The sequence below is a fragment of the Nonomuraea sp. NPDC050328 genome (genome assembly GCF_044459405.1).
GTDB lineage: Bacteria > Actinomycetota > Actinomycetes > Streptosporangiales > Streptosporangiaceae > Nonomuraea.
In genome coordinates, this window is the sequence record NZ_JBITIW010000009.1 from 316353 (window position 1) to 338689 (window position 22337).

The 22337-nt window shown below is 70.5% G+C and carries 21 protein-coding genes and 2 pseudogenes; 15 read left to right on the forward strand and 8 right to left on the reverse strand.

Annotated features, from left to right (window positions below; translation table 11 throughout):
• The 6 genes from ACIBG7_RS31260 to ACIBG7_RS31285 are packed head-to-tail and all read left to right on the forward strand — an operon-like array spanning position 1 to position 7467.
• The gene (locus ACIBG7_RS31260; RefSeq protein WP_357919997.1) at positions 1–711 is read left to right on the forward strand and encodes a hypothetical protein; all 711 of its coding nucleotides are present in this window, start codon (positions 1–3) and stop codon (positions 709–711) included.
• The gene (locus ACIBG7_RS31265; protein WP_397338513.1) at positions 708–2018 is read left to right on the forward strand and encodes an O-antigen ligase family protein; all 1311 of its coding nucleotides are present in this window, start codon (positions 708–710) and stop codon (positions 2016–2018) included. Before ACIBG7_RS31260 ends, ACIBG7_RS31265 begins: the two co-directional genes overlap by 4 nt.
• Positions 2015–2782, forward strand: a complete 768-nt coding sequence (locus ACIBG7_RS31270) for a WecB/TagA/CpsF family glycosyltransferase (protein WP_357920003.1) — start codon at positions 2015–2017, stop codon at positions 2780–2782. The genes ACIBG7_RS31265 and ACIBG7_RS31270 overlap by 4 nt, the downstream gene beginning before the upstream one ends.
• A 16-nt stretch (positions 2783–2798) precedes the next feature.
• Positions 2799–4841: a glycosyltransferase gene (locus ACIBG7_RS31275; RefSeq protein WP_397338514.1), complete on the forward strand. Its 2043-nt coding sequence runs from the start codon at positions 2799–2801 to the stop codon at positions 4839–4841.
• Positions 4838–6142 carry a hypothetical protein gene (locus ACIBG7_RS31280; RefSeq protein ID WP_397338515.1) on the forward strand — a complete coding sequence of 435 codons (1305 nt, stop codon included), beginning with the start codon at positions 4838–4840 and terminating at the stop codon, positions 6140–6142. The genes ACIBG7_RS31275 and ACIBG7_RS31280 overlap by 4 nt, the downstream gene beginning before the upstream one ends.
• Positions 6139–7467: a hypothetical protein gene (locus ACIBG7_RS31285; protein ID WP_357920011.1), complete on the forward strand. Its 1329-nt coding sequence runs from the start codon at positions 6139–6141 to the stop codon at positions 7465–7467. The genes ACIBG7_RS31280 and ACIBG7_RS31285 overlap by 4 nt, the downstream gene beginning before the upstream one ends.
• Here the strand turns inward: ACIBG7_RS31285 and ACIBG7_RS31290 are convergent.
• The 5 genes from ACIBG7_RS31290 to ACIBG7_RS31310 all read right to left on the reverse strand — a co-directional run bounded on the left by ACIBG7_RS31290 (position 7457) and on the right by ACIBG7_RS31310 (position 12794).
• Positions 7457–8122, reverse strand: coding sequence for a hypothetical protein (locus ACIBG7_RS31290; protein ID WP_357920014.1), 666 nt, complete (start codon positions 8120–8122; stop codon positions 7457–7459). The two genes, ACIBG7_RS31285 and ACIBG7_RS31290, sit on opposite strands and share 11 nt — an antisense overlap.
• Before the next feature lie 94 nt (positions 8123–8216).
• Positions 8217–9263, reverse strand: a complete 1047-nt coding sequence (locus ACIBG7_RS31295; RefSeq protein ID WP_357920017.1) for a 2-oxoacid:ferredoxin oxidoreductase subunit beta — start codon at positions 9261–9263, stop codon at positions 8217–8219.
• Positions 9256–11103 carry a 2-oxoacid:acceptor oxidoreductase subunit alpha gene (locus ACIBG7_RS31300; RefSeq protein WP_357920020.1) on the reverse strand — a complete coding sequence of 616 codons (1848 nt, stop codon included), beginning with the start codon at positions 11101–11103 and terminating at the stop codon, positions 9256–9258. The genes ACIBG7_RS31295 and ACIBG7_RS31300 overlap by 8 nt, the downstream gene beginning before the upstream one ends.
• Before the next feature lie 158 nt (positions 11104–11261).
• On the reverse strand, positions 11262–11357 hold the full coding sequence (locus ACIBG7_RS31305) for a putative leader peptide (protein WP_357920024.1): 96 nt from the start codon (positions 11355–11357) through the stop codon (positions 11262–11264).
• A gap of 9 nt (positions 11358–11366) precedes the next feature.
• Positions 11367–12794 carry a polysaccharide deacetylase family protein gene (locus tag ACIBG7_RS31310; RefSeq protein ID WP_397338516.1) on the reverse strand — a complete coding sequence of 476 codons (1428 nt, stop codon included), beginning with the start codon at positions 12792–12794 and terminating at the stop codon, positions 11367–11369.
• 98 nt (positions 12795–12892) lie between these two features.
• On the opposite strand from ACIBG7_RS31310, the gene ACIBG7_RS31315 reads away from it, so the two are divergent.
• The 6 genes from ACIBG7_RS31315 (at position 12893) to ACIBG7_RS31340 (ending at position 17821) form a co-directional block, all read left to right on the forward strand.
• Positions 12893–14230, forward strand: a complete 1338-nt coding sequence (locus tag ACIBG7_RS31315) for a glutamate-1-semialdehyde 2,1-aminomutase (RefSeq protein WP_397338517.1) — start codon at positions 12893–12895, stop codon at positions 14228–14230.
• A 16-nt stretch (positions 14231–14246) separates the two neighbouring features.
• Positions 14247–14618 (forward strand): NADH-quinone oxidoreductase subunit A, encoded by a 372-nt coding sequence (locus tag ACIBG7_RS31320; protein ID WP_357920033.1) that lies wholly within the window; start codon positions 14247–14249, stop codon positions 14616–14618.
• Between the two features lie 72 nt (positions 14619–14690).
• Positions 14691–15209 carry an NADH-quinone oxidoreductase subunit B gene (locus ACIBG7_RS31325; RefSeq protein ID WP_397338594.1) on the forward strand — a complete coding sequence of 173 codons (519 nt, stop codon included), beginning with the start codon at positions 14691–14693 and terminating at the stop codon, positions 15207–15209.
• Positions 15206–15799: an NADH-quinone oxidoreductase subunit C gene (locus ACIBG7_RS31330; protein WP_397338518.1), complete on the forward strand. Its 594-nt coding sequence runs from the start codon at positions 15206–15208 to the stop codon at positions 15797–15799. The genes ACIBG7_RS31325 and ACIBG7_RS31330 overlap by 4 nt, the downstream gene beginning before the upstream one ends.
• On the forward strand, positions 15792–16733 hold the full coding sequence (gene nuoH / locus ACIBG7_RS31335) for an NADH-quinone oxidoreductase subunit NuoH (protein ID WP_357920039.1): 942 nt from the start codon (positions 15792–15794) through the stop codon (positions 16731–16733). The genes ACIBG7_RS31330 and nuoH overlap by 8 nt, the downstream gene beginning before the upstream one ends.
• 47 nt (positions 16734–16780) lie before the next feature.
• The gene (locus tag ACIBG7_RS31340; protein WP_397338519.1) at positions 16781–17821 is read left to right on the forward strand and encodes a hypothetical protein; all 1041 of its coding nucleotides are present in this window, start codon (positions 16781–16783) and stop codon (positions 17819–17821) included.
• A gap of 192 nt (positions 17822–18013) precedes the next feature.
• On the opposite strand, the gene ACIBG7_RS31345 is transcribed toward ACIBG7_RS31340, so the two are convergent.
• Complete coding sequence (locus ACIBG7_RS31345) at positions 18014–19639, reverse strand: serine/threonine-protein kinase (protein ID WP_397338520.1); 1626 nt, start codon at positions 19637–19639, stop codon at positions 18014–18016.
• A gap of 300 nt (positions 19640–19939) precedes the next feature.
• Here ACIBG7_RS31345 and ACIBG7_RS31350 point away from each other — a divergent pair.
• Positions 19940–20092 (forward strand): annotated as a pseudogene (locus ACIBG7_RS31350) (4Fe-4S ferredoxin); the annotation flags it as partial.
• Here ACIBG7_RS31350 and ACIBG7_RS31355 read toward each other — a convergent pair.
• Both ACIBG7_RS31355 and ACIBG7_RS31360 read right to left on the reverse strand, forming a co-directional pair.
• Complete coding sequence (locus ACIBG7_RS31355) at positions 20029–20157, reverse strand: hypothetical protein (RefSeq protein WP_397338595.1); 129 nt, start codon at positions 20155–20157, stop codon at positions 20029–20031. The pseudogene ACIBG7_RS31350 and the gene ACIBG7_RS31355 overlap by 64 nt on opposite strands.
• Before the next feature lie 393 nt (positions 20158–20550).
• Positions 20551–20898 (reverse strand): hypothetical protein, encoded by a 348-nt coding sequence (locus tag ACIBG7_RS31360; RefSeq protein WP_397338596.1) that lies wholly within the window; start codon positions 20896–20898, stop codon positions 20551–20553.
• Positions 20899–21255: 357 nt separating this feature from the next.
• On the opposite strand from ACIBG7_RS31360, the gene ACIBG7_RS31365 reads away from it, so the two are divergent.
• Complete coding sequence (locus ACIBG7_RS31365; RefSeq protein WP_397338521.1) at positions 21256–21999, forward strand: NADH-quinone oxidoreductase subunit J; 744 nt, start codon at positions 21256–21258, stop codon at positions 21997–21999.
• Positions 21999–22283 (forward strand): annotated as a pseudogene (gene nuoK / locus ACIBG7_RS31370) (NADH-quinone oxidoreductase subunit NuoK); the annotation flags it as partial. The gene ACIBG7_RS31365 and the pseudogene nuoK, both read left to right, overlap by 1 nt.
• Positions 22284–22337: the final 54 nt, after the last annotated feature.

The window sequence follows — 22337 nt, forward strand, 5'->3', positions numbered from 1 at the left end:
GTGGACTTCTGGGGGGCCGTCGGCGTCGTCGTCCGGCGCTGGTACGTCGCCCTGCCCGCCCTGCTGCTGACCCTCGGCGGGGCCTTCGGCGTCTACCAGGGCATCCCGCCGCAGTACCGCTCGACCGCCGTGCTCTCGTTGACCGTGCCCACCAGCGGCCCCTCCACCCTGGGCGACCCCAGGGACCGGATCATGGAGGTCAACCCGCTGCTCAACTTCGGCACCGGCCTGAACATGACCGCGGAGGTGCTCGTCCAGGTCCTGGGCTCGGAGAACATGATGGCCAAGCTGGGCGCCCCCGCGCACAGTGACACCACCTACGCGGTCAACAACGGCCACCCCAACCCCGAACTGCTCTTCAGCGAGCCGTTCGTGCTCATCGAGGGCACGAGCACCGATCCGGCGACGGCGACCGCGGTGGTCAAGCGGGTCGCCCAGCAGGCGAAGATCGAGCTGGACCGGCGGCAGGTGCAGCTCAAGGCGCCGCCCACCACGTTCATCGTGCTCACCGAGATCCTGGAGCCGACCGAGGCCGTGGCCCTGCGCAACGACAAGCTCCGGTTCGCGGCGGCGGTGCTGCTGCTGGGCCTGCTGGCGGCGCTGGCCGGTTCCTTCATCACCGAGAGCGGGCTGGCCCGGCTGCACCGCCGGAAGGTGGAACGTGCCGCGGATGCGGCGGAAACCCCGGTCAGGGAGCCGGTACTCCGGTGACCGCGACGGCTCTCGCGCCCCTCAGGCCCAGGACCGACGGCGCCACCTTCTCTGCGCTCTTCGTCGTCATCCTGATGGTCGTGCCCGCCCGGCTGATCCTGCGCGGTCTTCCGTTCGCGCTCACCCCGGCCGAGGCGGTCGGCCTGTTCGCCTTCGTGTGGTGGCTCTGCGCGCACCTCACGCTCTCCCTCGGCGCGGCCAAGGGCGGCAACCCGGTCCGCACCGCCATCTACCTCTACGCCGTCGCCTACCTGGCCAGCTACGCCCAGGCGGCCATCTCCTACCTCGAACCGCGCGAGCTGGAGCTGGCCGACCACATCGGGATCATCGCCATCGCGATGATCGGCATCGCGTTGCTGGCCTGCGACGGCGTGCGCGGCACCGAACGCATCGACCTGGTGCTCAAGACCGTCGTCGTCTGCGGCGCGATCATCTCCGTGATCGCGGTGATCCAGTACGTCTTCACCTACGACATCACCGCCGACATCCCCATCCCGGGCACCCGGATCAGGGGCGAGGCCCCCGCGATCATGGAACGCAACGGGCTCAACCGGGTGGCGGCCACCACGAGCCACCCCATCGAGTTCGGGGTCGTCTGCTCCATGATCCTGCCCATCGCGCTGCACTACGCCTTCGCCGCCGGGCAACTGGGCCGGCCGGCGGTCCGCTGGTGGCTCTGCGTGGGGCTGATCGCCGTGGGCCTGGTCTTCTCCGCCTCCCGTTCGCCGGTGCTGGGCCTGGCCGCGGCCGGGCTCATCCTGCTGGGCGGCTGGCCGCACCGGCGGCGGGTGCGGGCGGTGCTCACGCTGCTGCTCTTCCTGGTGGTGGTACGGATCACCGTGCCCGGCCTGCTCGGGGCGATCACCGGGCTCTTCGGCAACATCGGCGGCGACGAGAGCGTCCGCTACCGCACCTCCGACTACGGCATCGCGCTGGAGGCGATCAGCCGGCACCCGTGGCTCGGGCAGGGCCACGGCACCTGGTACCCGCCCTACGACATCGTCTTCGACAACCAGTACCTGCTGACCGCGGTGGAAGGCGGCATCATCGGGGTCCTCACCCTGGTCGGCCTGTTCGTCGCGGCCATCTGGGCCTCGCTCCGCTCGCGCTGGGCGGCCACCGACCCGACGACGCGCGATCTCGGCCTGAGCTTGGCCGCCGCGCTCACCGTCCCGCTGGTCGGCTGCGCCACCTTCGACCTGAACGCCTTCGAGACCACCAGCGGCATCGCCTTCCTCTTCGTCGGCCTGTCAGGGGCGCTGCTGCGCGCCACCACCACCACCACCACGCGCGAGGCTTCGGCATGATCCGGCCGCCGAGCGTCCGCGTGGGCGCCGTCGAGGTGATGGCGATCGGGGAGGCCGAGGTGGCCGACCACGTGGCCGCCGCCCGGCGCGCGGGCCTGGGCGGCTCCATCGTCACCGCCAACGTGGACATCATCCGCAAGGCCACCCGCGACCCCGGCCTGGCGCGGCTGGTCGCCGAGGCCGAGCTGGTGGTCGCCGACGGCATGCCGGTGGTGTGGGCGGCCCGCCTGCAACGGCTGGCCGTGCCCGCGCGCGTCACGGGCTCCTCGCTGGTCTTCACGTTGAGCGAGCGGGCCGCGGCGGAGGGCTGGTCGGTCTACCTGGTGGGCGGCGACCCCGGCGTCGCCGCCGAGGCCGGGCGGGTCCTCGCCGAGCGGTATCCGGGCCTGCGGGTGGCCGGTGACCACTGCCCGCCGTACGGCTTCGAACAGAGCCCCGAAGGGCTGGCCGAGGTCGTGGGCAAGGTCGCCGCGGCCGAACCCGACCTGGTCCTGGTCGGGCTGGGCTTCCCGAAGCAGGAACTGACCATCGCCGCGATCCGGGCCCGGCTGCCCCGCGCGTGGTACCTCGGCTGCGGCGCGGGCATCCCGATGGCCGCCGGGCAGTTCCGCCGCGCGCCCGAGCGGCTCCAGCGGCTGGGCGGGGAGTGGCTCTACCGCCTGTGGCTCGAACCCCGCCGGCTGGCGCGGCGGTACCTGCGGGAGGACACGCCCTTCGCGCTCAGGATGCTGGCCGTCGCCGTCTGGCGGCGCCTGACCTCGTGAGGATGGATGTCGGCTGATGACCCTTGCCGTTGTGATCGTCTCCTACGCGAGTGCCGCGATCATCGAGGACTGCCTGCGTTCGCTGGGACCGGGGCTGGAGGGCGCCGGGCCCACCCGGATCATCGTGGTGGACAACGCCTCGCCCGATGACACCGCGGCCCGCGTGCGGGCCTTCGGGCAGGGCGTCGAGCTGATCGAGACCGGGCGCAACGGCGGCTTCGCCTTCGGGGTGAACGCCGGGATCGAGGCGGCTCGCGGCTGCGACGTCCTGGTGCTCAACGCCGACATCCGGCTCAAGCCCGGCGCCGCCGCCCGGCTGCTGGAGACGCTGCGCCTCCCGGGCACCGGCATCGCCGTACCCCGGCTGCTGGACGAGGCCGGCGGGCTGCAGCTCTCGCTGCGCCGGAGGCCGACCGTGCTCAGGGCCATGGGCGAGGCGATGCTCGGCGGCTTCCGCGCCGGACGGATCGCGCCGCTGGGCGAGCTCGTCGCCGACCCGCGGGACTACCGGCGGGCTCGCCGGGTCGACTGGGCGACCGGCGCGGCCTGGCTGATCTCCGCGGCGTGCATCGAGGCCACCGGACCGCTCGACGAACGGTACTTCCTCTACTCCGAGGAGACCGAGTACATGCTGCGGGCCGGGCGGCACGGCTTCGCCGTCCGCTACGAGCCCGAGGCCGTCGCCGTCCACCTCGGCGGGGACCAGGTCGCCTCCGGGTGGTTGTGGGCGCTGGCCGCCGCCAACCGCGTGCGCCTGCACAGGGAGCTGTACGGCAGGCCGCGCGGCGCCCTGATGCGCCTGGCGGTCACCCTGAACGAGGCCAGCCGCGCGCCGGTCAGAAGCAGGCACCGGGCGGCCCTGCGCGAGCTGCTCACCATGGCCGCCTGGCCGGCCCCGCCCGGCGAGGCGCCCCCGCCCTCCGGCTACGTCTGCTTCTCCGCGCAGGACTGGTGGTACCACAACCGGGCGCACTCCGACTTCCAGCTCATGCGCCACATGGCCGCCCACCGGCGGGTCCTGGTCGTCAACAGCATCGGCATGCGCCTGCCGACCCCGGGCAAGACCAGCAACCCGGTGCGGCGCATCGTGCGCAAGCTCAGGAGCGTGGCCAAGTTCGTCCGCCGCCCCGCGCCCGGGTTCTACGTGATGTCCCCCCTGCCCCTCCCGCTGTACGGCTCGCCGCTGGGCCGGCGCGTCAACGGCCTGCTGGTCCGGCTCCAGGTGGGCGCGGTCTGCCGGGCCCTCGGCCTGCGCAAGCCGGTGATCATGGTCACCCTGCCGACCGCCTGGGACGTGGTCCGGCCGATGAAGCGGCACTCCCTGGTGTTCAACCGCTCCGACCGGCACTCGGCCTTCCCCGAGGGCGGCGAGATCATCGCCGCCATGGAGCAGGAACTGCTGCGCAACGCCGACTCCGTCGTCTACGTCAGCCGCACCCTGATGGCCGAGGACCGGCCTCTGGCGGCCGACCGCGCGCACTTCCTCGACCACGGCGTCGACCTGGACCACTTCCAGCGCGGCCCGATCCCGCCCGAACTGGCGGCGATACCCTCGCCCCGGGTCGGCTTCTTCGGCGCGCTGGACGACTTCGTCGTCGACTTCGACCTGCTCGACCGGCTCGCGAGCGACCTGCCCGAGGTGTCGCTCGTGCTGGTCGGCGACGCCAACGGCCCGATCGAGCGGCTGACCCGGCACCGGAACGTGCACTGGCTCGGCTTCAAGCCCTACGAGCTGATCCCGGCCTACGGGTCCGGCTTCGACGTCGCGATCATGCCCTGGCTCGACAACGACTGGATCAGGCACGCCAACCCGATCAAGCTCAAGGAGTACCTGGCGCTGGGGCTCCCGGTGGTCAGCACGGAGTTCGGCGAGCTGGCGGGCTACATGGACCGCGTCCGGGTGGCCGCCACGCCCGAGCTGTTCGCCAAGGCCGTCCGGGTCTCGCTCGCCGAAGGCGCACCGGTCCCGCCCGCAACGCTGCGCGAATCGGTCATGGCGCACGACTGGTCCGTGCGCGCCGCCGAACTGCGCCGCATCGCCGAGAGGCGGAGCGGGTGAGGGCACTCACCGCTCTGCTGGCCACCGGGCTCGCCCTGGCGGGCTGCGCCGCCCCGGAGACGAAGGGCCGGGCCGCCGCGCTGCCTCCGGCGGCGGTCGAACCCGAGGCGGTGCCCTGGGAAGGCGGGCCGGCCTACTACGCGCGCTTCCCCCAAGCGGCCAAGGCCGGCTGGACCGACCCCCGCTTCTTCCCGGTGGGGTTGTGGTTCGCGGCGGTGCGCTCGCGCGACGACGTGGAGCAAGATCGCGGCGCGGGCATCACGACCTACTTCGAGCTGACCGCCGACAGCGACATCCGGCTGGTCCGCGGCGCCGGGCTGTCGGCCCTGACCAGCCGGCCCTTCCCCGGCCACGGGTCGGAGACGGTGGGCTGGCTGCTGGCCGGCGAGGCCGACATGTGGGGCGGACCGGGCAAGGGCCGGTGGACCGGCGTGACCGGCTTCGACGGCGCGGCGTGCACGCCGAAGAAGAGCCTGTGCGGCTACACCGCGCTGGCGACGCTCAAGAGCCGGCTGCCCCGGGGCGACGGGCGGATGTTCTACGCCACCTACGGCAAGGGCGTCATGTACTGGCAGGCCAACGAACTGGCCGCGGCCTTCGTCAACGACTACACCGACGCCGTCTCCACCAGCCTGTACTGGTACACCGACCCGGCCGCCTGCGACGAGGGCGAACGCTTCATGCACCTGCTGGCCAGCCAGTGCCGGCTGGCCGCCAACTACGGCGGCGTCATCGACCGGCAGCGCCTGCTGGACGCCAGGGACGGGCGGCTGCAGCCGATCTACGCCTTCGTGGAGCTGGGCCGGCCCCGGCCGGGCGACAGCAAGGCGATCACGCCGGCGCAGGTGGCGGGTGCGGTCATGAGCTCCCTCATCCACGGCGCCCGGGGCGTGATCTACCTGGCGCACAGCGCCGAGCCCGCCTGCCGTACCACCAACCTGCTCCGGGAGCGCTGCGGCGCGGCCATGCGCAAGGCGGTCACCGACCTCAACGGCCGGCTGGCCCGGCTCGCCCCGGTCCTGAACAGCCAGTCGCTCACCTACGGCTACTCGGCCGGGCTGGACACGATGCTGAAGCGCCACGAGGGCTTCTATTACCTCTTCGCGATGCCCAAGCGAGGTGGAAACATGGGAGCCCACAGCATGACGGTGCCGGTCGGCCTGAGCCAGGCCGGTGAAGTGGAGGTCCTCTTCGAAGGACGCAGGCTGCCCGTGGACGCCGAAGGCAGGTTCACCGACACCTTCGCCGCCGAGCATAGCTACCACATCTACCGGATCCCGTTGGGAGAGGCACGCCCGTGAGGAAGAGACACGTCCTGGCCCTGATGGTGGCCACCGCCGTGGTCACGGCTGCCGCGGTGTTGTTCGTGGTCAACGCGGGCGCCGCCCCCCGGGGTTCGGCGAACGGCGGCTCGGTCGCCACGCTGAAGCTGCCGCGCGTGCCGTGGGAGGGCGGGCCTGCCTACTACAAGCGGTTCAAGGTGGCCGCCGAGCGCGGCTGGACCGACCCCGGCTTCTTCCCGATCGGCGTCTGGTACGAGTCGGTCCTGTCCGAGCAGGACGTCGCGACCGACAAGGCAGCCGGGCTCAACCTGTACGTGGAGCTCACCGACGACAGCGATCTGAGCCTGATCAGGAAGCACGGCATGTCGGCCATGACCAGCAAGCCGCTCGCCGGCGCGGGCGCCGAGACGGTGGGCTGGATCATCGCCGACGAGGCGGACATGTTCCCCCGGCCCGGCAACGCCAAGTGGGACGGCCGGCTGGCCGGCGACGGCGACCCGTGCATCCCGGCCAAGGGCGAGGGCTGCGGCTTCACCGCGATGAAGACCCTCAAGAGCAAGCTGCCCGCGAACGACGGGCGCATGTACTACGCCAACTACGGCAAGGGCGTCGGCATGTGGTGGTCGGACGAGGACAACGCCACCTTCGTCAACGACTACACCGACGTGGTCTCGACCGACATGTACTGGTACACCGACGCGGGCATCTGCGTGGAGGCCAAGAACATCCTGAAGTTCCCCGAGAGCCACTGCCCGAAGGCCGCCGACTACGGCTGGCTGCTGGACAAGCAGCGGCGGCTCGACGCCACCGACGGCAAGCTCCAGCCGATCTACGCCTTCGTCGAGGTCGGCTGGCCGTTCAGCGAGCAGAACGGCTCAGGCGTGCGCACCATGGAGCCGGAGGAGCTCAAGGGCGCGGTGATGAACTCGATCATCCACGAGGCGCGCGGCATCCTCTACTTCAACCACAGCTTCGGCGGCCCGTGCCAGAGCCAGCACGCGTTGCGCGAACCCTGCTACTCGAAGGTCCGCGAGGCGGCCACGCAGGTCAACAAGCAGATCCAGCAGCTCGCCCCGGTCCTGAACACACAGTCCTACGCCTTCGACTTCGGCACCGGCGTCGAGACGATGCTGAAGGGGCACGACGGCTCGTACTACGTCTTCGCGATGATCGAGCGGGGCGACAAGCCCGGCTCGCGCTCCTTCACCCTGCCGCCCGAGCTGTCCCACGCCGCCGAGGTGGAGGTGCTGTTCGAGAACCGCAAGCTCCCCATCCAGCACGGCCGGTTCACCGACTCGTTCAAGGCGGAGACGTCCTACCACGTCTACAAGGTCACGCCTTAGCCGAGCCGACCGCGATCACCGACTTGACCAGGCCGCCCATCCGCTCGAAGCGGATCTGCGAGGTGGGGAAGTAGTAGCGCATCTCGGTGACGCTCAGCAGCTCCACCTCCATCGCGTCCCGCAGGGCGTGCAGCCGGTCGGCGGGTGCGGTGTGCACCAGCGGCCAGTGACTGATGATCATCCGTCGGGCCGCCACGGGCAGGAACTGGAAGCCGGGGAAGAGCACGTGCGGCTCGATGGGAAAGTAGCGGTAGGGGCACTGCACCCAGTGCCGGGGGGCTAGCGCCCGCACGTTGTCGGCGAAGCGCTCGCGCCGGATGTGGCCGCCGACGTGCTCGATGACGGCGTTGGAGTAGACCAGGTCGTACTCGCCGGCGAGGATCGCCTTGGGGAGCTCGGTCGCGTCCGCCCGGTCGGCCCGCGCCCACGAGGGCAGGTCGGCGGGCGGATCCATCAGGTTGACCAGGTGCAGCCGAGCCGGCCGGACCGGGGCGCGCTCCCAGGCGCCGAAGGTGCCGCCGAGGTCGATCACCGACATCTGCTCGATGCCGGGGAAGGTGGCGGTGAACCGCTCCCAGCGCCGCTGCCTGGCCCGTGCGCCCACGGAGTCGGGCGCGTCCACGAACCTGTTGCGAAGGGCCTGTAAGGTCCCCATTTCCCTCCCCGCATCCGGGGCCGGCCGCCCCTCACCCGAAATGTATCGGTCCATGCTGAGGGTGCGTTACGGGAGCCTTACAGGCCCTTTCTTGCTAGCCGATCCGCCAGGTGTCCCCGCCGTGCAGCAGCGACCCCAGATCGCCAGGCCCCTGCTGCGCCACCGCCTCCTCCAACTGCCCGCTCATCAGCGAGTCGTAGGAGGGCCGGTCGACCTGCCGGAAGATGCCGATCGGGACGTGCTCGAAGGCCGGCTCGTCCAGCCTGCTCAGCGCGAAGGCCAGTGACGGGTCCGGGTGGTGGGCGTCGTGGACCAGGATGTCGGCCGGGGCGGCCTGGTCACGGGCGACGACCTGGAGGCTGCCGTTCGGGCCGCGGACGACCGCCTTGGTGGCGCTCACGATGGGCTGGTCGTGCTCCAGCCGCAAAGTGATGTCATCACGCACCTCGGGGTCCTTCAGCGGCTCGAAGGCGTTGTCGTTGAAGATGTTGCAGTTCTGGTAGATCTCCACGATCGAGGTGCCGCGGTGGGCGGTGGCCTCGCGCAACACCGACTGCAGGTGCTTGCGGTCGGAGTCGAGGGTGCGGGCGACGAAGGTGGCTTCGGCGCCGATGGCCAGGGAGATCGGGTTGAACGGCTTGTCCAACGACCCCATCGGCGTCGACTTGGTGATCTTGCCGACCTCGCTGGTGGGCGAGTACTGGCCCTTGGTCAACCCGTAGATCCGGTTGTTGAACAGCAGGATGTTCAGGTTGACGTTGCGCCGCAGGGCGTGGATCAGGTGGTTGCCGCCGATGGACAGCGCGTCGCCGTCCCCGGTGATCACCCACACGCTCAGGTCGGGCCGGGAGGCCGCCAGCCCGGTCGCGATCGCCGGAGCGCGGCCGTGGATGGAGTGGAAGCCGTAGGTGTTGAGGTAGTACGGGAAACGTGAGGAGCAGCCGATGCCGCTCACGAACACGATGTTCTCCCGCTTGAGCCCCAGCTCCGGCAGGAAGCTCTGCACCGCGGCCAGGATGGCGTAGTCACCGCAGCCGGGGCACCAGCGCACCTCCTGGTCGGACTTGAAGTCCTTCAGGCTCTGCTTGGCCTCGGACTTGGGGATCAGCTCCAGCCCCTTGCCGTTGATCAGTTCAGTCACCGTCGATCACGTCCTGGATCACTCCGGCCAGCTCTTCGGCCTTGAACGGAAGCCCGCGCACCCGGTTGTAGCTGATGATGTCGATCAGGAAGCGGGCGCGCAGCAGCAGGGCGAGCTGGCCGAGGTTGATCTCCGGCAGCAGCACCCGGTCATACGCCTTCAGCACCTGGCCGGTGTTGGCCGGCAGCGGGTTGAGGTGGCGCAGGTGGGCCTGGGCGACCTGGCCGCCGCTCTTCCGGATCCGGCGTACGGCTGCCGCGATCGGGCCGTAGGTCGAGCCCCAGCCGAGCACCAGCACCTTCGCGCCGCGGCCGTCGGGGCCGGTCGGGTCGTCGACCTCGAGGTCGGGCACGTCGATGCCGTCGATCTTGGCCTGCCGCAGCCGGGTCATCAGCTCGTGGTTGCCCGGGTCGTAGGAGATGTTGCCGGTGCCGTCGGCCTTCTCGATGCCGCCGATCCGGTGCTCCAGCCCTGCCGTACCCGGGATGGCCCAGGGGCGGGCCAGCGTCTCCGGATCGCGCTTGAAGGGCAGGAACTCTTCTTCGGTCTTGACCGCGAACGCGGTGGAGATGTCCGGCAGGTCGGAGATCTCCGGCAGCCGCCACGGCTCGGAGCCGTTGGCCAGGTACCCGTCCGACAGCAGGTAGACCGGCGTGCGGTACTTGATCGCGATCCGGGCCGCCTCGACGGCCGCGTCGAAGCAGTCCGAGGGCGAGCGGGGGGCGACGATCGGCACCGGCGACTCGCCGTTGCGGCCGAACATGGCCATCAGCAGGTCGGTCTGCTCGGTCTTGGTCGGCATGCCGGTCGAGGGGCCCGCGCGCTGCACGTCGACCAGGATCAGCGGCAGCTCGGTGGCGACGGCCAGGCCCACGGTCTCGGCCTTGAGCGCGACGCCGGGGCCGCTGGTGGTGGTGACGCCGAGCTGGCCGCCGAAGGAGGCGCCCAGGGCGGCGCCGACGCCGGCGATCTCGTCCTCGGCCTGGAAGGTGCGCACGCCGAAACGCTTGTGCTTGGACAGCTCGTGCAGGATGTCGCTGGCCGGGGTGATCGGGTAGGAGCCCAGAAACAGCGGCAGCTTGGCCTGGACGCTGGCGGCGATCAGGCCGTAGGCCAGCGCCTGGTTGCCGGAGATGTTGCGGTAGACGCCCGGCGCCAGCTTGGCCGGCTTCACCTCATACGAGACCGAGAACGACTCGGTGGTCTCGCCGTAGTTCCAGCCCGCCTGGAAGGCCGCGACGTTCGCCTTGGCGATCTCGGGCTTCTTGGCGAACTTGGTCTCGATGAACTTGACGGTGTGCTCGGTCGGCCGGTGGTAGAGCCAGCTCAGCAGGCCGAGCGCGAACATGTTCTTAGAGCGCTCGGCGTCCTTCTTGGAGATGTCGAAGTCTTCGAGCGCCTTGACGGTCAGCGAGGTGAGCGGGACGGCGTGCACCCGCCATTCCTTGAGGCTGTCGTCTTCGAGGGGGTTGGCGTCGTAGCCGACCTTGGCCAGGTTGCGCTTGGTGAACTCGTCGGTGTTGGCGATGATGTCCGCGCCGCGTGGCAGGTCGCCCAGGTTGGCCTTGAGCGCGGCCGGGTTCATCGCGACCAGCACGTTGGGGGCGTCACCGGGGGTGAGGATGTCGTGGTCGGCGAAGTGGAGCTGGAAGCTCGACACGCCCGGCAGGGTGCCTGCGGGGGCGCGGATCTCGGCCGGGAAGTTGGGGAAGGTCGACAGGTCGTTGCCGAACTCCGCGGTGCCCGCGGTGAAGCGGTCGCCGGTGAGCTGCATGCCGTCGCCGGAGTCGCCCGCGAACCGGATGATCACACGGTCGAGTTGCTGGACCTGCTTGCTCATAGCGCCTCCACCGAGGTGCCCCGCTTGGTGCCCTCGCTACGCTCGGTCACGCCTCAGTCCTCGCTGTTCGTCGCCGGGGCGCGTTCTCTATTTCCATGCTAGATCCTCGGGAGGTCATACGTTTCCCACTGCCCAAAGCGGGTACACGCAGTCGAATTTCAGGAAGCCGCGCGAGAACGGGAAGCGTGACACAGCCCGGATGCGAGCCTGCACAGGTCAACGTGCAGCCGGGCGAAGAGGACGGTTCTGGTCACGGTCGCCAACTATACGTCCCCGTCGCGCGTGGCCCGGTTGAGGGGTCCGGACGTGTACAACTGCCCCGCCTCAAGCGTGGCCTCGCCGTACAACTCCGGAACAGTGACAAGCGTGTAACCCTTCCCCTTGAGCGCTTTGAGGATGGCCGGAACGGCGTCAACGGTCGTCCGGTGGATGTCGTGCAGCAGGATGATCGCCCCGGGCCGCGCCCCGGCGACCGCCCGGCTCGTCACGGTTTTGGAGTCGCGGTCCTTCCAGTCCCTGGTGTCGACGTTCCAGTTGACCAGGACGACGCCGAGGCGCTTGGCCACGTCGCGGACGTCCTTGTTCACCGCACCGTACGGCGGGCGGGCCAGCGTGGGCTCGACGCCGGTCGCCGCGGCCAGGGCGTCCTGGGTGCGGCCCAGCGAGTCGGCCACCCGGCTGCTCGACTGCTTCGACAGGTCGCGATGCGCCCAGCTGTGGTTGGCGACCAGGTGGCCCTCCCTGACCATCCGGCGCAAGATCTCCGGCTGGGCGGCGGCGTTCAGGCCCACGGTGAAGAACGTCGCGCGCGCACCGGCCTCCTCCAGCGAATCCAGCAGCCGCCCGGTGTACGGCCCCGGGCCGTCGTCGAAGGTCAGCGCCACGCACTTGGCGACGCGGCAGTCGACCGCCCGGGCCGCGGGCGCCGGCGTGGTCGGCCGTGGTGTGGCCGTCGCCGCCTCCTGCCCGAGCGCCGCCTCCTGGGCCCGCCGGCCCAGCGCCGACAGCAGCGGCCGGGCCTGATCCTTCGGTACGGCTGCCGCGACCCGGCCCTGCGAGCAGTCGAAGACCTGGCAGTCGTCGAACTCCACCACCAGGTCACCGTCGGCGCTGAAGGCGATCGAGTCGAGCATGTCGTCGGTGAGCGTGGGCGTCACCCCGCGGTCGACCAGCTTGGTCTGGACCGCCTGCCGTACGGCGTCGCGGTCCGCGAGCAGGCCCAGCGAGCCGGTGGCCCGCTCGGTGGCGCGGTCGTACCAGAGGGTGCGTACGGAGTTGCCCCAGTTGGCGCCGGTGAACTCGCCGGTGCGCAGCCGTACGCCGATGACCTGGTCGGAGAAGGCGGCGACCTGCCAGTCGACGTTCAGCTCGGGCCGGGGCGCGGCGCCGGTGTCGCCGGTGGCGGCGCGGAAGTCGCGCTGCTGCCGGCGCGCCTCCTCGGCGAGCGCCTCGTTCAGGGCGGCCGCTCCGGGGAACTCGGGATGGGAGATGTGCACGTACCGGCCACCGGACTCGCCCTCGTTGAGGGTCCGCGTGGTCAGACCCGTGATCGTGGCGGGGTCCACAAAACGGATCTTGGTGGGGTCCGCCGGGACGGTGTCGTCCTGGCTGGGGGAGGCGGTGGCGACGCCGCAACCGGTGAGAACGGCCGCGGCAAGCGCGATTCCTCCGAAGAATCGCCTTTTGTGCATGAATGTCACCTTAAGACGGCTTCTTTGCTATTTACCCCCTCTTGGGAAGATGCTGTTCCGGCCTTTCCAAGGGCAGATCCCCTGCCTACCATGGGCCGATGGATGATCCAGGCTTACCGCTCTCCACCCGGCTGCAGGACCGCCTCCACGACGTCATCCCAGGTGGGGCCCATACTTACGCCCGCGGAGCGGACCAGTATCCAGAGGGTTTCGCGCCCGTCCTCACCCGCGGTCAGGGCGCCCGCGTCTGGGACGTCGACGGCAACAGCTACGTCGAGTACGGCATGGGCCTTCGCTCGGTCACGCTCGGTCACGCCTACCGGCCGGTCCTCGACGCGGTCCGCTCGGTCCTGGACGACGGGCTCAACTTCAGCCGGCCCACCGAGCTCGAACTCCACGCGGCCGAGGAGCTCCTGGACCTGCTGCCCGGCGCCGACATGGTGAAGTTCGCCAAGAACGGCTCCGACGCCACTACCGCCGCCCTGCGCCTGGCCAGGGCGGCCACCGGACGCGACCTCGTGGCCGTCTGCGAGCAGCCGTTCTTCTCCGTCGACGACTGGTTCATCGCCACCGTCGGCATGAACGCCGGCATCCCCGCGCCGATCGCCGAGCTCACCGTGCGCTTCCGCTACAACGACCTCGACTCGCTGCGCTCGCTGTTCGAGGCTCACCCCGGCCGGCTGGCGGCGGTCTTCCTGGAGGCGGCCACCGCGCTGGCCGAGCCGGAGCCGGGCTTCCTCGAAGGCGTGCGCGACCTGTGCACCCAGCACGGAACGGTCCTGGTCTTCGACGAGATCATCACCGGCTTCCGCTGGTCCTTCCCCGGCGCGCAGGAGTTGTACGGCGTGCGGCCCGACCTGTCGTGCTGGGGCAAGGGCATGGGCAACGGCTTCCCCATCTCGGCGCTGGCCGGGCGCCGTGAGCTGATGGAACTCGGCGGGCTCCGCACCGACGCCGCCCGGACCTTCCTGCTGTCCACCACCCACGGCCCGGAAAGCGTGTCCCTCGCCGCCTTCCGCGCGGTGCTGCAGGCCTACCGCGAGCACGACCCGATCGGCGTCATGGAGACGCGGGGACGGCAACTCGCCGACGGGGTGAACGCCGCCGCGGACGGCCTGGGCGTCGGCGAGCACGTCCGGGTGATCGGACGGCCCTCCTGCCTGGTGTTCACCACGACCGGCCCCGACGGGCAGCCCTCCCAGGCCTACCGGGCGCTCTTCCTCCAGGAAATGATCAGAAGAGGCGTGCTCGGCCAGTCCTTCGTGATCTCCGCGGCGCACACTCCTGAGGACGTCGAGCACACGATCGCCGCCGCGCGCGAAGCCCTCGTGGTGTACGGCAAAGCCCTGGAGTCCGGCGTCGAGCCGTTCCTGCGCGGCCGGCCCGTCGCCCCAGCCCTTCGCTCCCACGCCGATCCTCGCCGCCTGCCCTCCTGAGGGCTACCATCGCGTCATGGACGGCTACTACGGCTCCTACCTGCTGGTCGCCGTGCTCATCGGCATCGGGGTGGCGATCGTGGCCGTCGCGCTGCTCGCCAACCGGCTGTTGCGGCCCACCCGGCCGACCGCCGAGAAGCTGACGACCTACGAGTGCGGCGTCGACCCCGTGGGCGAGGGGTGGGCGCAGTCGCAGATCCGGTACTACGTGTTCATCTACCTGTACGTGGTGTTCGCGGTGGACGCGGTCTTCCTGTTCCCGTGGGCGACGGTCTTCGCCGACCCGGGGTTCGGGATGACGACGCTGGTGGAGATGTTCGTCTTCCTGGGGATCATCGCGCTGGGCATCCTGTACGCCTGGCGGAAGAAGGTCCTCACCTGGGCCTGAGCGGCTCGGGCGTGGTGCCTCTACTCAGGGCGGCCCCGGCAGGCGAGAATGGTCGCCATGGCCGATCTTCCGATGCCCACGGTGGGGCCGGTCTCGCGGCTGGCTCCCAAGCCCATGCGATTCATCCTCAACTGGGGCAGGCGTTACTCGCTGTGGGTGTTCAACTTCGGGCTGGCCTGCTGCGCGATCGAGTTCATCGCCACCTCGATGAGCCGGCATGACTTCATCCGCTTCGGCGTGATCCCGTTCGCGAACGGGCCTCGGCAGGCGGACCTGATGATCGTCTCGGGTACGGTCACCGACAAGATGGCCCCGGCCGTGAAGCGGCTCTACGAGCAGATGCCCGACCCGAAGTACGTCATCTCCTTCGGCGCCTGCTCCAACTCGGGCGGGCCGTACTGGGACTCCTACTGCGTCACCAACGGGGTGGACCAGATCATCCCGGTCGACGTCTACGTCCCCGGCTGCCCGCCGCGGCCCGAGGCACTGCTGCACGGGATCATGCAGCTCCAGGAGAAGATCGCCGGGGAGCGGCTGAGCGACCGGTACGTGTGGTCCCGCTCGCACGGGACCCCCGGGGAGGAGGCGTGAGCTTCTACGAGGTCTCCGAGACGTTCGGCGAGCGCACGTTCGACGTCGAGCGCGGGGACTGGATCCGGCTGCTCACCCACTGCCGGGACGAGGGCTACGAGTACTTCGACTGGTTGACCGGCGTGGACGACCCGCCCGAGGGGTTCTTCGTCGTCTCGCACGTCTACAACCCCACCGCGCAGGTCCGGGTGCTGCTGCGCACCTGGGTGCCGCGCGCCGACCCGGTGCTGCCCACCGCGATCGGGGTGTACCGCGGGGCCGACTGGCACGAGCGGGAGACGTTCGAGATGTTCGGGGTGCGTTTCGACGGCCACCCGAACCTCGTGCCGCTGCTGCTGCCGGACGGGTTCGAGGGTTATCCGCTGCGCAAGGAGTTCATCCTGGCCGCGCGGGTGGCCAAGCCTTGGCCGGGGGCCAAGGAGCCGGGGGAGTCGGCGCCGGCGCGGCGCAAGACGTTGCCGCCGGGCGTGCCCGCGGACTGGGACGCCCCCTCGTCGACCTCCCTGCCCGCCTCGTTCGAGGCCCGCGCCTTGTCCGAGGCCGACGCTGCGGCCGAGACCCGCCAGCCACAGGAGCCGCCCGATGGTTGAGATCCTGCTGCACTTCGCCGTCATCCTCCTGCTCTTCCTGCTGCTCCCGCTGATCGTGGGGCAGACCGAGCACAAGGTCATGGCGCACATGCAGTCCCGCCTCGGCCCCATGTACGCCGGCGGCTTCCACGGCTGGGCCCAGCTCATCGCGGACGGGGTGAAGTTCGCCCAGAAGGAGGACGTCATCCCCGCCGGGGCCGACCGGCGCGTCTTCATGATCGCCCCTGGGGTCGCGCTGGTGCCGTACCTCGTGGTCCTGATCGTCCTGCCGCTCGACGCCGGGTTCGTGGGGGTCGACCTCGACCTCGGCCTGTTCTTCGCCCTCGCCGTCATGGGCGTCGGCGTCCTCGGTTCGATCATGGCCGGGTGGGCGTCGGCGAACAAGTTCTCCGTGCTCGGCGGCATGCGCTCGGCGGCCCAGCTCATGTCCTACGAGCTTCCGCTGGTGCTGGCCGCCTCCTCGGTCGCGATGGCCGCCGGCACGCTGTCCATCCCGGGCATCGTCGAGGCCTGGCAGTGGTGGTGGCTGCCCTGGCAGGCCATCGGCGCGGTCGTCTTCTTCACCGCCGGGCTGGCCGAGCTGCGGCGGCCGCCGTTCGACATGCCGATCGCGGAATCCGAGATCATCATGGGGCCGATGACCGAGTACACCGGGATGCGGTTCGCCCTGTTCATGCTCGCGGAGTATGTCGGGATCGTGGTGCTGTCGTTCCTGACCACCGTGCTGTTCCTCGGCGGCTGGCAGGGGCCGTTGCTTCCGGGGTGGATCTGGACGTTGCTCAAGATCGGGGCGTTGTCCTTCGTCGTCATCTGGCTGCGGGTCAGTTACCCGCGGCTTCGTGAGGACCAGTTGCAGAAGCTCGCCTGGGCGGGGCTGGTGCCTTTGGCGTTGATGCAGCTCGCGCTCACCGGGGTGGTCAAGGTCCTGCTCTGAGGAACTTCCCGCCTCGTCCGGCCGTCGGACAGAGTGGGGTGAGGGTGATGCGGGCTGTTCGTCCTATCGCCGGCGCGGTCAAGAACGGGGCGCGCCCGAAGACCGTCCTCGAGGCGGACGGGGCTTGGCTCGTGGTGGACGTGCCGGGGGAGCGGTTACGCCTCCGGCCCGCGGCCCTGGCCCTCTACTCCTGCCCGCTCCCGGACGACAAGGCCGCCGCCGCCAGGCCCGGCCCCGTCGCCTCCACAAGCGGCACGACCGCCCCCGGTTCGCCCGGTCACTTCGTTTCCACAGGTGGTCGTCTGGTCATGCCGGGGAGCCATGGTTCCGGCTCCCGTGACCCCGACCGCATCCTGGGTCTCGTCGCCCTCGACCCCGACGGCCTGGTCATGCTCGACCTGCCCGGCGAATGGCTCCCCCGCCAGATCGCCGAACTGGCCACCGCCCTCGGCATCCCGCTGACCGTGCAGATCACCGCCCCCGCCGCTGCGGTACGGCTGGCCGCCCGGGCCCCCGGCTGGCGCCGCCTCCACGGACGCCGCGTCCTGCGCCTGGGCCGCTGGACCAAACCCGTCCTGACCACCGTCGCCTTCACCGGCCTGCTGGTCATGGCCTACCTGGTCACCGCCGGCGGCTGGTTAGCCTGGCGCGGCCTGTCCGGCCTGGGCCGCATGCTCCTCGACCTCCTGGACTCCAAGCTGGCCATCGCCGCCTTCGCCCCGCTCGCGCTCCTGGCCCGCCCCATCCGCGCCCGCTTCCACCGCCGCCGCCTCGCCCGTGGCACCCGCCTGGGCCCCCTCGGCGGGCCGTACCTCCGGATGATCGGCACCACGCTCGAACTCGAGTACCCCAAGACCAGCATCCCCATGGCCGGCGCCGCCACCCTGGTCCACTACCGCTACGAAGAACTGGCCGGCCTGCTCATCCTGAACCGCACCGGCGCCCCCCTCCACCACCTGCCCGGACCCTTGACCCCGGACGCCGTCCACCGCTTCGCCACCCGCAACTCCCTGGACGCCCGCTTCCTGCGCTTCACCCGCGCCGAATACCTGTCCGCCGTCCACACCACCCGCCGAGCCACCCCTTAACCCCGGGCCTGGAAGGGAGTCCCACGCGCGCTCACTGGGCCACCCCTCAGCCCCGGGCTTGGCGATGAGTCCATGCCGCCCGCCGAGCCGCCCCTTAGGCCGGCGGTCAGTCGAGGCCGCTCACCAGGGCCGCCCCTTGGCCCTTAACCTGGCGGCCAGTCCATGCCGCCCCTTTACCCTGAGCCCCCGCGGTCAGTCCACGATGGCCAGCATGACGTCCGAGGCGCTGGGCCGGTTCTCCGGCGTCTTGTCCAGGCAGGCCCCCGCCACCCGCCGCAACGAGGACGGCAACGGCGACAAATCGGGGTGAACCGTAAGCACCCGGTTGAAAACCGCCGGCACACTGTCCTCCCCAAAGGCCGGACGCCCCGTCGCGGCGAACAACATCGTCACCGCCCAGCTGAAGACATCCGAAGGCGGCCCCACCTTCTCCCCGGACAACTGCTCGGGCGACATGTACGGCGGCGTCCCCACCATCCGCCCAGCGGTCATCGTCACCTGATCCAGCGCCCGGGCAATGCCGAAGTCGATCACCCGAGGGCCGTCGGCCCCGATCAGGATGTTGCTCGGCTTGAAGTCCCTGTGGACGATCCCCGCCTTGTGGATAGCGGCCAACGCCCCCGCTGTGGACAACGCCAGCCGCGTAAGGCTGTCCGCATCCCGCGGCCCCTGCCGACGCACGAGCTGCTCAAGCGACGGCCCTTCCACATACTCACTGACGATGTACGCGTGCGGCCCGTTGATGTTCACGTCCAGCACGCGGGCTGTGGAAAACGTCGCCACCCGCCGAGCCGCCTCCACCTCCCGGACGAACCGCTCCCGCGCAGTCTCATTGCCCAACTCGTGCAGCACCTTCACGGCCACCTTGGTCCCGTTCGGCGCGACCGCGAGATACACCGCCCCCTGCCCACCACGCCCGAGCGACTCAAGCACCTTGTAATGCCCCACGAAGTGCGGAAGCCCAGCCTGGCTCTGCGACGACGACGCCTGCCGCCCAGGATGCTCGGCCGCACCGCGACCGGGCTGTCCACCACCCCCCGGCTGTCCTGCCCGAGGCCCCGGAAGCGGCCCCCCGAACGGCGAATTCGGCCCCGAAGCGGGAGATCCAGGCCCTTGAGGCCCCGAGCCGTGCCCTACATGACCCGGGCCGTGCCCAACCGGCCCCGAACCGTGCCCAAGGTGCCCCGCGCCATGCCCCGAACCGGCCGGCCCGTGCCCACCGCCGTGCCCCGAACCGGCCAGACCGTGCCCCGAACCGTGCCTCGTAGTAGGCGACCCCGGCCCCGAGTTCGCCGTCCCGTGCCCCGCCCCCTGATAAGGCCCCCCAGAACTCCCCGGCTCCCCGTGCTGCGGCCCGAAGTGCGCCGAGTACCTCCCAGCCTGCCGCCCCTGTCCACCTTGCTGCTGCCCATACGGCCCTTTGGGCCCTTGGTGATGCCCCTGAACCGGCCCCCGCTGATGAGCAGGATGAGTGGCCATGCCATGAATGTCATCCCGCCGCCGAGCATTGGCCATCAACGGCACCAAGATCCCGGTATGCACCAGCCCGCCGAACCAAGCCCCCACCAACGCGATCGTCACCAATGTGGAAGCCGGCTCAGGCACCATCTCAAAATCGTCATACTGCGCCGTCACCACCACGAACAACCCCACGCAGAACAGGTAGAACGCCGCGGCGACCGCCTGAAAGGCACTCCTCATCCAGAACGCGGCGAAACCGATCGCGAACGGCGTCCCCAGACCGCAGGTGACCAGGGGGATGAGGGCCCACACCACGGTGGCGACCCACGTTCCAGCACTCGGACGGCTGTACGGCATGCGGAGAGACTATCGGGCCGCACTTCGCAAATCGGGCTGTGGAGCCAACCTGTGGATAACTCCGATTCGCCTGTGGACGGTTGTGGAAATCGTGTGGCGCATTCACCTCTGACGCCGAGTGCGTCATGATGTTCAATCATGGCGCGGATACCGGGAGTCGGACTGGCAAAGGGGCTGTCCATCACCCTTCGCCACATGCTGCGCAGGTCGGTCACGCAGCAGTACCCGGAGGTGCACCCCGATCTTCCTCCTCGCAGCCGGGGCGTCATCGCCCTTGTCGAGGAGAACTGCACCTCCTGCATGCTCTGCGCCCGCGAATGCCCCGACTGGTGCATCTACATCGACTCCCACAAGGAGACCCTCCCCGCCCCCGAAGGCGGCCGCCCGCGTCAGCGCAACGTCCTCGACCGCTTCGCCATCGACTTCTCGCTGTGCATGTACTGCGGCATCTGCATCGAGGTCTGTCCCTTCGACGCGCTGTTCTGGTCCCCGGAGTTCGAGTACGCCGAAGGCGACATCCGCAACCTTCTCCACGAGAAGTCCCGCCTGGCCGCCTGGACCCAGTCCGTCCCGCCACCTCCGGCCCACGACCCCGGCGCCGAGCCCCCCAAGGAACTGACCACCACCCCCCGAGCCGCTCGTCCCACCCGAACCACCCCCGCCGCGGGGCCCGCAGCCACCAGAACCGCCCCGGCAACCGAGCGAGGCCCCTCCGCCAGACGTACGTCGGCCGTACGCGCTGAGGGCGAGTCCTCCGTCCCTGCTGAGCCCGGGTCCACCGCCCGTGCTGAGGGTGAGACATCTGCTCCGGGGGAGGGCGGGTCCGCTATGCCTGCTGAGCCCGGGACCGTCGCTGAAGGCGGGCCAGCGGCTCGGGCAAACGAGGGCGCGACCGCTGCTCCCTCGACGGATCAGCCTGCCGTACCGCCCGCGACGGACAGCCCGGCCGCACCCACCCCAGCCACGCCTCCCGCCACTGATCCCACCTCCTCGGCCTCGACTGCGCCGGGCTCGACCACACCGAGCTCTGCGCGCCGCCCAACCGCGAACGTCCGCGCGATCCGCCCGCCCGGCTCCCTTCCTCCGCGTCCCCAGCCCTCCACCCAGCCCCGGACCCCGGCCTCCGAGTCACCGAAGTCCCAGGCCGAGCCGGAGTCCCAGGGCGAGCCGGAGTCCCAGGGCGAGCCGGAGTCCCAGCGCGGCCTGGAGTCCCAGGGTGAGCCGAAGTCCCACACCGCCGGCCCGGAGCGCCCTAGCACGCCCACCCAGCCGGCCCCCGCGGAAGGGCCCGCCCACCCGGCGGCCCAGCCAGAGTCCGCCAACGAGCCCGCTCACCCCACCCAACCCGAGGCAGCGGACACGGACACAACCTCGTCATCCACAGGCGACCCCTCCGACGAGAAGTTGTCCACAGGTTCCCCCACCCCGCCCCCGCAGGCCGAATCCGAGGAGCAGACTTCTCCCGCGGAGCGACGCAGGCGAAAGATGGCCGACCCAAGGTCCATCCGTCCGCCGGGCACGCTCAAGCCTGCCGACCCACGGGAGCCCGAGGAGGAGTAGTCGTGACCGACCCGGTGCCACCCTTCTTTCCGCCAACCGGCCAAGAGGTGGTCCTCTTGCTGCTCGGCGTGGTCGCCGTAGGGTCGGCGCTGCTCGTCGTCACGACCCGCCAGCTCGTCCACGCCGCCCTGTGGCTGGTGGTCTCCTTCGGCGCCCTGGCCGGCTGCTACCTGGTCCTCACCGCCGAGTTCGTGGCCTGGGTCCAGGTCCTCATCTACGTCGGCGCGGTCATCGTCCTGCTGCTGTTCGGGATCATGCTGACCCGCGCCCCCATCGGCCGCTCGGCCGACCTCGACAGCGGCAACAAAAAGCTCGCCTTCGTCGTCGCCCTGGCCACCGCCGGAGTCCTGGTCACGGTCGTCATCGACGGCTTCCGTACGGCCCACACCCCGCTCGCCCCAGGCGCAGGCGCCGCCAAGGAACTCGGCACCAGCGTCTTCCGCACCTGGGTCCTGCCCTTCGAAGCCCTGTCGGTGCTCCTCCTGGCCGCCCTGATCGGCGCCATCGTCCTGTCCCGAACCGACATCCGGGGCACCGACCCCATACCAGTACGGCAAGCCCCCAGCCCGACGCCAGGCCCTCAAAACTCCAGTCCGGCCGCGGGCCTGCAGGTCTCCGACCCAACCCCAGGACGCCAGGCCCTCAGCCCGACCTCAGGCGACCAGGCACCCGCCCCGAGCCCAGGCCACCAACCTCCCGGCAACGGCCAAGCCGTACAGCAAGCTCCGGAGCAAGGCGACCCACCAACCAGTCCGCCCTCCGAAGCAGCACCCCCCACGGGCGAAAGCGGGGACAAGTAGTGCACATCGTCTACCCGGCGGTCATCTCCGCGCTGCTCTTCTCCATAGGCGTGTACGGCGTGCTCGCCCGCCGCAACACCATCCTCGTGCTGATGTCGGTCGAGTTGATGCTCAACGCCGTCAACATCAACCTGGTCGCGTTCGACGTCTGGCTCGGCGACAAGCTGCACGGCGGCCAGGTGCTCACCCTGTTCGTGATCGTCATCGCCGCCGCCGAACTGGGCCTTGGCTTGGCGATCGTCCTCGCGCTGTTCAGGAACCGCGCGACCGTCGACATCGACCGCCTCCGCGATCTGGCCGAACCCCCGCCCGCTGACCCTTCGCCTGCCGACCCCGCG